This window comes from Acinetobacter sp. 1124_18A (assembly GCF_052824995.1).
This window is the reverse complement of record NZ_VTDF01000011.1, coordinates 40,552-52,582: the sequence shown is the minus strand read 5'-3', so window position 1 is coordinate 52,582 and position 12,031 is coordinate 40,552. Positions and strand designations below refer to the sequence as shown.

At 40.0% G+C, this 12,031-nt stretch carries 10 protein-coding genes; 5 read left to right on the top strand and 5 right to left on the bottom strand.

The window, feature by feature from the left end; all coding sequences use genetic code 11:
* Window positions 1-59 precede the first annotated feature (59 nt).
* The gene (gene pbpG, locus FY048_RS17160; RefSeq protein WP_003654437.1) at window positions 60-1,106 is read right to left on the bottom strand and encodes a D-alanyl-D-alanine endopeptidase PBP7/8; all 1,047 of its coding nucleotides are present in this window, start codon (window positions 1,104-1,106) and stop codon (window positions 60-62) included.
* 212 nt (window positions 1,107-1,318) lie between these two features.
* Here pbpG and gacA point away from each other — a divergent pair, with 212 nt between their 5' ends.
* The 3 genes from gacA to FY048_RS17145 are packed head-to-tail and all read left to right on the top strand — an operon-like array spanning window position 1,319 to window position 4,976.
* The gene (gene gacA, locus FY048_RS17155; RefSeq protein ID WP_003654436.1) at window positions 1,319-1,954 is read left to right on the top strand and encodes a response regulator transcription factor GacA; all 636 of its coding nucleotides are present in this window, start codon (window positions 1,319-1,321) and stop codon (window positions 1,952-1,954) included.
* A gap of 10 nt (window positions 1,955-1,964) precedes the next feature.
* On the top strand, window positions 1,965-3,533 hold the full coding sequence (locus FY048_RS17150; RefSeq protein WP_446091940.1) for a sensor histidine kinase: 1,569 nt from the start codon (window positions 1,965-1,967) through the stop codon (window positions 3,531-3,533).
* Window positions 3,534-3,557: 24 nt separating this feature from the next.
* Window positions 3,558-4,976: a sigma-54-dependent transcriptional regulator gene (locus FY048_RS17145; protein WP_446091939.1), complete on the top strand. Its 1,419-nt coding sequence runs from the start codon at window positions 3,558-3,560 to the stop codon at window positions 4,974-4,976.
* 4 nt (window positions 4,977-4,980) lie between these two features.
* Here the strand turns inward: FY048_RS17145 and FY048_RS17140 are convergent, their stop codons facing one another.
* From FY048_RS17140 to lptF, 4 genes are all read right to left on the bottom strand, one after another.
* Complete coding sequence (locus tag FY048_RS17140; RefSeq protein WP_446091938.1) at window positions 4,981-6,165, bottom strand: S41 family peptidase; 1,185 nt, start codon at window positions 6,163-6,165, stop codon at window positions 4,981-4,983.
* A 15-nt stretch (window positions 6,166-6,180) separates the two neighbouring features.
* Complete coding sequence (gpmI, locus tag FY048_RS17135; RefSeq protein ID WP_446091937.1) at window positions 6,181-7,728, bottom strand: 2,3-bisphosphoglycerate-independent phosphoglycerate mutase; 1,548 nt, start codon at window positions 7,726-7,728, stop codon at window positions 6,181-6,183.
* A 126-nt stretch (window positions 7,729-7,854) separates the two neighbouring features.
* Entirely contained in the window at window positions 7,855-8,925 is a 1,071-nt protein-coding gene (lptG, locus tag FY048_RS17130; RefSeq protein ID WP_446091936.1) for an LPS export ABC transporter permease LptG, read from the bottom strand.
* Complete coding sequence (gene lptF, locus FY048_RS17125; RefSeq protein ID WP_446091935.1) at window positions 8,925-10,025, bottom strand: LPS export ABC transporter permease LptF; 1,101 nt, start codon at window positions 10,023-10,025, stop codon at window positions 8,925-8,927. Before lptF ends, lptG begins: the two co-directional genes overlap by 1 nt.
* A gap of 143 nt (window positions 10,026-10,168) precedes the next feature.
* Between lptF and FY048_RS17120 the strand changes: the two genes are divergently transcribed.
* A complete protein-coding gene (locus FY048_RS17120; protein ID WP_446091934.1) occupies window positions 10,169-11,617 on the top strand; it encodes a leucyl aminopeptidase in 1,449 nt (482 codons plus the stop codon).
* Window positions 11,610-12,017, top strand: a complete 408-nt coding sequence (locus FY048_RS17115) for a DNA polymerase III subunit chi (RefSeq protein ID WP_446091933.1) — start codon at window positions 11,610-11,612, stop codon at window positions 12,015-12,017. Before FY048_RS17120 ends, FY048_RS17115 begins: the two co-directional genes overlap by 8 nt.
* Window positions 12,018-12,031 lie beyond the last annotated feature (14 nt).

The following is a 12,031-nucleotide window of genomic DNA, read 5'->3' as shown; positions in this document are numbered from 1 at the left end:
GTCTTTTTAATAGGTATAAAAAAACGCTTCTTGATAGAAGCGTTTTTAGAATAATTAAATTAAATACGTTTTGGTAAATTACTTAACCAACTCAATAGGTTAGTTGCATCATTGTTACGTGCTTGTGAACTTGGCTCACCAAGCAATACAATCACGGCTGGACGCGAGTTTACAGTCGTATGCATGACAACACAGCGACCTGCTTCATTAATATAACCCGTTTTAGACAAGTTAATATTCCAACCACCATTACGCACTAGAGCATTGGTATTGTTAGATTTCAACACGCGATAACCCAAGTTAAAATCATAAGTTGGTGTGGTTGAAAATTGACGAATTAAACCATACTGAGATGCTGTACTCGCCAAAATCCCTAAGTCACGCGCAGAAGATACATTACGTGGATCTAAGCCTGTAGATTCATAATAATGAGTTGCGTTCATACCTAAAGCACGTGCTTTAGAGTTCATTGCAGCAACGAATGCAGGACGACCACCCGGATAAGTACGTGCTAAAGCCGCTGCTGCCGGATTTTCGGACTTCATTAAAGCAAACAATAACACTTCTGCACGGTTCATCTTGTCACCAACACGGAGTGTTGAACTTGAATTTTTACCGTTTGCCCCCGCAAAATCAATTTGCTCAAGCATAATTTCTTCTGACATGTTTAAACGAGCATCTGCTGTTACCACTGCTGTCATTAACTTGGTAATAGATGCAATTGGCACAGAAGCATTTGTATTTTTACTAAATAATACTTCACCAGTTTGCGCATCCATCACTAACGCAGCGCGAGCACTTACACTCGGCTGAGCATTGTAACCAGAGGTATCGCGGATTTGAGCAAATTTTGGTGCAGATGCCACAACTTTGGGTGCATTACCACCACGTAAAGTTGTAGTTACAGATGTTGACCCTTGTATAGTTGGCTCATCATCTTCATCATTCAAAAGTTGGCTAGCGTCAGCTGAAGACCAATTTAAACTTGCACTCCCACCACTCCCTGAGGACGGGTTATTGACGAGTTCTGCAAAGCTTGTTGAACTCAAACTAAGCAAAATAGACATGCTCAGCACATGTATTAAAGACTTTTTAGAATTTTTCACGGCACAATACTCGACTCAGGGTGATACACATTTGCGCTTACTATAATTATGCCTTACATTTGAGGTATAAGGTATAACGCTTTTACCGACACAATTGTGCACAACTATTCGCTCACTATATAAGAATAGGATTGCTAATTTTGTCATTCCATTGCAAGCTAATTTTGCTTTATGTAACAAAAAACTTGTTTTTTGAAAGAAAGGAGGTCTTCTTGATTACAGTTTTAGTTGTGGATGACCATGAACTTGTACGTACAGGCATTTGCCGTATGTTAGAAGATCATGCCGATGTAGAGGTCATTGGACAAGCCGAATCGGGTGAAGAAGCAATTGCTATTGTTCGTCAGAAACATCCTCAAGTTGTGCTACTTGATGTCAACATGCCAGGCATCGGGGGCGTAGAAACAACGCGTCGTTTACTACAAACCGCACCAGATACAAAAGTTATTGCTGTAAGTGGCTTATCAGAAGAACCTTACCCTTCTCTTTTGCTTAAAGCAGGAGCTAAAGGCTACATCACGAAAGGTGCTCCAATTACAGAGATGGTTCGAGCAATCAACAAAGTCATGCAAGGTGGTAAATACTTCAGTGCCGATATTGCTGAGCAGTTAGCGAGTTCCTATCTATCAGACACACAACAATCACCTTTTGACGCTCTATCCGAACGAGAAATGCAAGTTGCAATGATGGTTGTAAATTGTATTAGCGCTCAAGAAATTGCGGACAAACTTTTTGTAAGTGTCAAAACAGTAAATACTTACCGCTACCGTATTTTTGAAAAACTCGCCATCGATAGTGATGTTAAACTAACTCATCTTGCGATTCGGTATGGTCTGATCAAACCATAATCAAACTTATATGCAATTTCCCTTAAACTCATCGTTGTCCAATACGATTTTTCGTTTGGGCACGTGGTATGGTTTATATCGTCTTATTATTGCGGTTAGCCTCAATATTATTTTGGTTTTAACCGATGCTCAAATAGACAATAGTCTACAACAACCCGCTTTATATTCTTACACACTGCTTGGCTATTCCATATTAAGCCTTCTTCAGCTTTTGTGTTTTAAGTTTGTTGCAACTCAGGCAACAAAGCAGCTTATTTTATTTTTTGTAGTTGATGTTATCTGCCTGAGTTTACTTACATTTTCTGTAGGTGAACCAAATCTACAACTCAGCTTGCTGTATGTTATTACTATATTCACCTCGGCAATTTTACTCAGCGCAAGAATGTCTTTACTCATTACATTACTTGCGGTCATTGCCATTATTTATCAACGCTTTGTCGGTAGTTTATTTGACTACAATAATCTAAATACAATTGGTAATAGTGCCTTATTAGCCTTCTTATTTTTTGTGGTGCATGGCATCGGGCAAATTGCTGTTCAGCGCTTTAAATTACTTGAGACGCTAACTTTCCACCAATCAATAGAACTCTATCAACTACAAAATATTAACCGCTATATTCTGGAACAAATTGAAGAAGGCTATCTTGTTCTAGATGAAAACTATGACATAGTTCTAAGTAATCCGGCTGCCTGCTCTCTGTTAGGCATTCCGCCACAATTTGCCAGTGAAAAATATCCTTTAGCTAAATGGCACCCCGATTTATTTGAAATTCTTAAGTTTGATAACCTACAAGAAGGTGATCGATTTATTTTTGAGTCTCGGCTGTCGGCTTACTCTATTAACATTAAAGTGCAGCATCTTGTGGTGCCGCAACAAGCATTGACGCTGCTTATTTTACAAGATGCACAACACATTAATCAGCAAGCTCAACAACTCAAACTTGCTGCTTTAGGGCAACTTTCAGCCAGTATTGCACATGAAATCCGTAATCCTCTGGCAGCAATTGTTCAAGCAAATGAATTACTTAAAGATAGTGATTTAGAGCAGCAAAATACTTTACGCCGTATGATTGGTAAGCAAACAAAACGCATCGATAGTATTGTTCAAGACACCTTAGGACTTGCCAGCAGCGAAAGAACTCATCCAATCCAGATTGAATTAAATGACTTCATAAAGACGTTATTAGACGAAGATCTATCGGATGTTAAACATTCTATACAGCTTAAAATCTCTGATTCATCCTTAAAATTATTATTTGACGAGAAACAACTCAGACAAGTGCTGATTAACCTTGTCAGGAATGCTTTACGACATAATGCCCCCGATTCACCCCATGTTCTGATCAACATTCACTCACAAACAAATAAAATTTATATTGATGTGATCGATTACGGCGAAGGGGTTTCAAAACGTGATATATCTCAATTATTTAAACCATTTTTTAGTACCGAAATTAATGGAACTGGTTTAGGATTATATTTGTCTCATAGTTTTTGTGAGGCAAACCATGCAAAGCTCACTTATGTAGAGCAAAAACAAGGGGCATGCTTCCAAATGGAATGCCCAATAATATATTGATTTTTTTATTAGGTTTTTGGGGAAATGGCAGAACAGCAACCACTAGTTTTGCTTGTAGACGATGAAGAAGATTTGTGCCTTTTAATGCAAATGACTCTTGCGCGAATGGGGATTAAAACACATCTTGCTTATCGGGTTGAACAGGCCAAACAACTCTTTACTCAGTTTCATTACGATGCATGTTTAACCGATTTGAACCTACCCGACGGTAGCGGTTTAGAATTGGTTAAACACGTTTCTCAAACTTACCCACACACACCAATTGCAGTTTTAACTGCATACGGCAATATGGATATTGCAATTGCAGCGTTAAAGGCAGGAGCTTTTGACTTTGTAAGTAAACCTATTAACCAAATTCATTTAGATCAGTTATTAAAAAAAGCGTTAAATCAGCCAAAACCAGAGCATGAGTTCGGTGAAATAACTTTGGAAAATGACCTATTAATTGGTCGTTCTCCTCCAATACAAAACTTACGAACAGCTATTAAAAAAATAGCCCGCTCTCAAGCTCCAGTGTTTGTTACAGGCGAGTCTGGTACAGGTAAAGAGGTTGTTGCTAATCTTATTCACCGCTTGAGTAATCGCAGCGAAGGTCCATTTATTGCGATTAACTGTGGAGCAATTCCAACTGAGCTCATGGAAAGTGAACTTTTTGGACATAAAAAAGGTAGCTTTACTGGAGCCACCCAAGACAAACAAGGCCTTATTTTATCCGCTCATGGCGGCAGCTTGTTTTTAGATGAAATTGCCGAATTGCCTTTAAGTATGCAAGTCAAATTACTTCGGGCGGTACAAGAGAAAAAAATTCGTCCAGTAGGTTCCGATCAGGAAATCGATGTTGATTTTCGGGTGATTAGCGCCAGCCACCAAGATTTAGAGTTATTAGTCCGACAAGGCAAATTCCGTCAGGATTTATTTTTCCGTATTCATGTGATGGATATCATGTTGCCGCCACTGCGTGAGCGCGGTGGAGATATTTTGTTATTAGCCAATCATTTTATTCAAAAGGTTTGTATGGAATGGGGAATTTCAAGCAAACAATTAACTACTACTGCTGAAACTTATTTATTGCAGCAAGATTTTCCAGGTAATGTTCGTGAATTAAGAAATATGATTGAACGAGCCATTACCTTAAGTGATGATGAATGTATTGATTTAACACATTTAGCACCTCCTATTAGAAGCAGCAGCGTTAACTCGCAAATCATAACTAAACAAGTGAATCAAATATCAACAGCGATTACTCAGACTCGGCCAAAATTACCAATGGAAGGCTTAGAACGCTACTTAGAAAATATTGAAAAAGATATTCTACTGAACGCGTTGGACATGACACATTGGAACCGGACCTTAGCAGCTAAAAAGTTAGGAATGACCTTCCGTTCTTTACGCTATCGATTGAAAAAGTTTGGCTTAGATACCGAATTAGGAGAGGAAGTATAAAAGACTATTTTTTCTTTAGAAATAAGTCTGCAACACGATCTAAATATACGTCTTCTTTCATTTCTGGGGGCAAAGGATAGGTCTGGTTAGGCTGAATACCTTGCCCTTCAATCATATTGCCATTTGGCGTGTAATAGTGTGAGACTGTCATTTGTAGTGCCGCACCACTTGGCAAAGGAAATAGTTTCTGCACTACGCCTTTCCCATAACTTTTTTCACCGATTACCCATGCACGCTGGTGTTCTTTCATGGCCGCGGTAAAAACTTCTGCTGCCGATGCAGAACGATGATTAATCAATATACCTAATTTTATATTCTGAAATTCATTGCCTGGCAGAGCCTGAAATTGCTGATTACCTTCAGAACGGCTTTTAGTTGAAACGATAATCCCACTATTTAGAAATAAATCTGCCGACTCGACTGCTGCTGATAACAATCCCCCCGGATTGTTTCGTAAATCGATTAAAACAGCTTTTAAACGTGGTGAACTATTTTCTTCAATTAACCGTTTAATTTCATTTGCCGTGTCTTGCTGGAATACTCTAATTTTGAGTACTAAAACCTGATTATGTAGCATTACAGGTTCGATATCGGTTTCTATTTTTTTATTACGAACTAAGTTAATGTTTCCACTTAACTCTTCTGCTTGTACTTGAAGCGTACTTCCGATAGAGCCATAAAGTAGCCCGAGCACCTGATCTTGGTTTAAATTTTTTAAATCTTGGTTATCAATCTTGAGAATTGTCTGACCATTTCTCAAACCTAACTTGTATGAATCTGAACCCGTTTTAAGATCACGAATCATCCACTTATGGAGATGCAATTCAGGGCTTAAAGCAAAATCAACCGAGGCAAGGTCACCTTCGGTATATTGAATGAGTTGACGATATTCTTCTGCCGACAAATAACGTGAATAACGATCTAGCCCACTCACTAGCCCTTTAATGGCTTGTTGAAATAAGGCATCGTCAGACTTCACGTCGACATAGTTATCTCGAACAATTCCATAGATTTGAACAAACTGTTGAATCGATTCGATCGGCACCTCTGCATAACTATGTTCCGGTTCTTCCGAATCAGAATGCAAAGGTGACAATTTCTCTTTTACAACTGGCGCTGCAAAAGCAAATTGGCTGCAACACAGCAACATACTTACAATAAGTTTTTTATATTTAATGTGTTGCAGCATCCAATCACCTTTGGTTTATGCAGATAATGTAATCAGGTTACGTCCTTGCATTTCAGCAGGAACAGGAATCTGCATTAAATTGAGAATCGTTGGTGCTACATCGGCAAGCACACCACCTTCTGCAATTGTTGCTTGTGTTGGGCCAACATAAATAAACGGTACAAGTTCCGTTGTATGTTGAGTATGAACTTGACCACTCACGTAGTCTTGCATTTGTTCAACGTTACCATGGTCAGCAGTAATCAACATATGGCCTTTCTTTGCCATGACCGCTTCATAGACACGTCCTAGGCAAAGGTCAACTGCTTCAACTGCTTTAACAGCCGCATCAAAAATACCTGTATGCCCTACCATATCACCATTGGCATAGTTCACAACCAATAAATCGTATTCACCAGAATTAATGGCTTTAACCAATTCATCAGTTACTTCATAAGCACTCATTTCAGGCTTAAGATCATATGTCGCAACGTTTGGAGATGGAATTAAAATACGTTTCTCACCCGGATATTCATCTTCACGCCCACCACTAAAGAAGAACGTTACATGCGCATATTTTTCAGTTTCGGCAATACGCAACTGAGTCTTTCCAAGAGAAGATAGATATTCACCCAATGAATTTTTGAGAGCTTCTGGCATGTATGCAACTGGCGCATCAATGCTAGCCTGATAACGCGTAAGCATCACAAATTTAGAAAGATTTGGTACAACTTTACGCTCAAAGCCAGCAAAATCTTTCTCTACAAATGCGCGAGTAATTTCACGAGCTCGGTCAGCACGGAAATTCATAAATACAACGCTATCGCCATCTTGTACTTTAGCAACATCACCAATACGAGTCGCTTTTACAAACTCATCGTTTTCATTGGCTGCATAAGCTAACTCTAACCCTTCCACTGCTGTTTGCGCAGTACGAAGTGCCTCACCTTCAGTCAACAAGCGATAAGCTTGCTCAACGCGATCCCAACGGTTGTCACGGTCCATTGCAAAGTAGCGACCAATCATAGTTGCGATACGACCTTGACCTTGGTATTGAGCAAATAATGCATCTAGTTTTTCTAAAGACGATTGAGCACTACGTGGAGGTGTATCACGACCATCAAGGAAAGCATGTAAATAAACTTTTGCACCACGTTTTAATGCAAGCTCACACATCGCCACAATATGGTCTTCATGGGAGTGAACACCACCGTCTGAGAGCAGTCCCATAATATGAACGGCACCACCAGCAGCTTTAGCTTTTTCAACAGCGTCGATCAACACTTCATGTTTAAAAAAGTCGCCAGTACGAATATCTTTAGTAATACGGGTAAAGTCTTGATACAAGACACGACCAGCACCAAGGTTCATATGGCCAACTTCAGAGTTACCCATTTGCCCATCAGGTAAGCCAACATCTTCACCAGAACCAGAAATTAGACTATTTGGATGCTTTGCGGTCATTGCCGCTAAATTCGGTGTTTTTGCTGCAAGAAAAGCATTATCTTCAGTCGCTTCACGGTGTCCAACACCATCCATAATGACCAGAACGTGAGGGATCTTGCCAGCAGTTGCATCCGTCATAATCTATTTCTCTTTTGTCTACAATTTCGTCACAATATCTTACCGAATTTTCGGTCAAGACTCTATTTTTTCCTATGGCTTTCATCAATATCTACGATTGATGAAAAGCATAAATATCAATTATTACTAGCGAGCGCGGTAAAGCAAATAACTTCCGGCACCAAACATTAACAAGATAGGTACGAGTACAAACCATGCAGGAGATGGGGCATAAACCAAGCTGGCATAACCTAAGAAATCCTGTAAATAGTAGAAACTCAAACCAATAAACAATGCGATTACCAAGCGGAAACCCATCGATTGTTGGCGTAATGGCCCAAAAATAAATGAACATGCCACGAGAACCAAAGCGATCAACGAAAATGGTGAGGCAACTTTTTGCCAGAAAGCCAATTGATAGGTCTTTGGAACCTGACTATATTCATCCATATAGCGCATGAAACTAATCAGCTGGCTTGGTGATAAATCTTCAGGATCTAAAGTCACCATGTGCACATATTTAGGCTGTAATGCTAAAGAAAGCGATTGCTCATCATGGTTAGTTTCGATGGCATTTCCTGCCGCCAAAATATCCATTTGTTCTGCTTTCTTCAAAGCCCATTGACCATCTTTTACGAACTGTCCTTGCTGAGCATTGATTAATGATTGCAAGTAATAGTTCTGGTCAAAATCGACCACTTGAATATCTTTTAAATTGCCCTGAGAGTTAGCATAGTCGATATAGATAAATCGCTGCCCTTCTCGTGACCAATAACCTTTCACTTCGCCTAATGCAGCTATAGAGCGGTGACTTTTAACACTTTCTGCTTTTTCATTCGTATATGGAATAACCCATTCACTTAAGGCAAACGACAAAATAATAAGCAGTAAAGCTGAGCGCATCACCCAACCGACAATACGCCATAAGCTAATACCAGCGGAGCGCATGACAATAAGTTCACTGCTAGTTGCTAGCGACCCTAAACCAATTACAGCACCAATCAAGGCAGAAATAGGCAAAATTTCATATAGATAACGAGGTGCTCCCCAGAACACATAGATGAGAGCTTGCCAAGCGTTATAGTCTGGTTTGAGCTCCCCCAACTCGCCAAGGTACGTAAATAAGATCTGTAAAATCGACAAAACAACTGTGGTGCCAAACATTGCAAGCGCAGTGGTTTTCGTCACATATTTGGCGACTATTCGACGTGCTAACATTATAATTTCACTCGCTTGATCTGTTTCTTGATTTTTGGTGCCAACTTCTGTTTACGTGAAAATAAGCCAGCTGCAACGCCATAAACAACCAACACGGCAGGATAAGCCCAAATATCGAGTTCTTCTTTACTAATACGAGTCTTGATTGCAATCATTAATACGATCAGACTGGAAAATATAAAAACCGCCGGAATAAGACGATAATAACGACCTTGTCTTGGGCTCACCTCAGACAATCCCACAGAAAGCATTAAAGCAATAAAAATGGTGAATGGTCCAAACAAACGCCATCCCAACTCACTTCTTATGACTGGATCATTCGTTTTTGCAAAAAGTTTAGTCGTTGATAATGCTTCTACATCACCACTTTCAAACTTAACATCTTTGTCATTTTCTAAACGTAGACGATAAGACTGAAACTCGGCTTGTGTATATTTTGGTTGTCCCGGGAATATTTCATATCGGCGGCCTTGCACCAGATCAACGACATTGGCTGTGTCATTTGCAACTTCTACACGAGTCGCTTCTTTTGCCAAGATCATGACATCTGGCTTATCTTCTTTAGTCGAGCGTTGATAAAAGAAAATGTCTTTTAGATTTTTTCGATCATCAGATAGCGAACCTGCATAAATCGTGTACGGTCCAGAAGAAATAAATTCTCTTGGGCGAACCAAATCAAAGCCTGTGCGAACCGCTTGAGTGGTGGTTAATTTTTCAAACTCACGTAGCCCCCACGGCGTCATCCAGAGCATAAGCACAGACTGACAAACCATATAAACCAGTGTCATTGGAATAAGTAATCGCGCCAATTGATGACGACTCACACCACTACTATTCAGTACTGCCATTTCATGATCAACATATAAGCGACCAAACACCAACATTAAACCAATGAAAAAACCCAATGGTAAAATGAGTGTTAGAAATTCAGGTAAACGGTATCCAACGATGCTAAATAAAATACTGACATCTAAACGCCCCTGCGCCGCCACACCAAAGTATTTGATCAGACGACCACCCATCATGATTAAGGTCAATAAGGAAATGACCACCAGTGAGGTAGAGACAACTTGCTTGACGAGATAACGCCGAATAATCAAAGTAATACTTCCAAAAGGCTAATCGGGACGAATGCTAGTTTACCCGAATGTTAAAAATATAAAACCGCACATTGCAACGCTATGCTTGAAAGTGTTTCAATGTTTTAATTCATCATAACTTTCTATAGGCAATCACGACAGCCATGAAATTTACAACTTATACAATTTTTCCCGAACAGACATCTAATGAATCTTTGTGGATTTTAGTTGATTCGGAACAGCTACAAAGCAACGTCAACACATATCAAATCAATAACCTAGAAAGCGTTCTGAACGCTACCCAATTTAAAGGCAACTTCAATGAAACTCTGCCACTATTTGGTCAGATTTCAAATCAGCCTCACAGCCAATTACTTGGCTTAGGAAAAACAGCTGAACTTCAGGCAGTTAAGCTCGCTAAACTTGCTCAAACTATTATCAAATCGACACAAAATAAATTTAAACATATCGCAATTGATATTGCTGCATTACCTGTCGAGCTCCATTATTTATTTGCTTTAAGCTTAACTCAAGCAGCTTATGGTTATGATGAGTTTAAATCGAAAAAAAATGAATTTGTGTTACAACAGGTTGATTTAATTAGCTCAACTACGAGCCTAGATGAAAAACAATTGGCTTTAGTACATGCCGTACAATCTGGTCAGTCGTATGCACGTGACCTTGGCAACCGTCCGGGTAATATTTGTTTCCCAGAATATTTGGCAGAACAGGCGCTAGCTTTAGCCGCAGAATTCCCAGACTTACTTAAAGTCACTGTCTTAAATGAACAGCAAATGGCTGATTTAGGCATGTATGCTTTCCTTGCAGTGAGTAAAGGATCTGAGCGTCCAGGTCGTATTGTAACGCTCGAATATCAAGCACAGCTTGAGCAAGCTCCGGTTGTTCTAGTCGGTAAAGGCGTAACTTTTGATACGGGTGGTATTTCTTTGAAACCAGGCCTTGGCATGGATGAAATGAAATTCGATATGTGCGGTGCAGCCTCTGTACTTGGTACTATCCGTGCACTATGCGAAGCACGCCTTCCTATTCATGTGGTAGGTGCAATTGCAGCAGCAGAAAATATGCCTTCTGGTAAAGCAACTCGTCCGGGTGACATTGTGACCACCATGAGCGGTCAAACTGTTGAAATTTTAAACACCGATGCAGAAGGCCGTTTGGTACTGTGTGATACATTGACCTATATCAAACGCTTCAATCCAGCTGTAGTGGTTGATATTGCGACCTTAACAGGTGCTTGTGTAGTGGCTTTAGGCAAAGTACTGAGTGGGCTGTTCTCACCAGATGATGCCTTGGCAGCCGAACTCCAACAAGCTGGCGAGCAATCTTTTGACCGTGTATGGCGCATGCCAGTGATTGAGGATTATCAAGAGTTACTTGATTCACCATTTGCAGATATTGCGAACATCGGTGGTCCACACGGCGGTGCAATTACCGCAGCATGTTTCCTTGAGCGCTTTACACGTGAATATCGTTGGGCTCATTTAGATGTCGCTGGAACAGCATGGCTTTCAGGCGCAGCTAAAGGTGCAACTGGTCGCCCAGTACCACTTCTCATGCAATTTTTAGCAAATCGTGTAAATACGAATGGCTAAAGTTAGTTTTTATCTGTTTGAAACCAGTGAAGAACGGCAAGTCGATAGTGCTTGCCGTTTATGTCGGAAAATATTACAGAAGCATCCTAAAATCTGGTGGTATTGCCAAGATGGGCAACTACAACAGACTCTTGATGAAAGATTATGGGAATTTGACCCTGTCAGTTTCATTGCGCATGGTGTTGACCAGACTGATGCGGCTGTATGTATTTCGGCTAAACAACCACTTGAACAAGGCCTGTTAGTATTTAATTTTAACAATCATGCACTTGAACAAGTTGATCATTTTAGCCACATTATAGAAATTGTTGAAAATAATGAAACAGCCAAGCAAATTGGTCGAGAAAAATTTAAAATGTATCGCCGTTTGGGTATAGAACCGCGAACCTTTAAATTATAACGCGCTAAAATGTA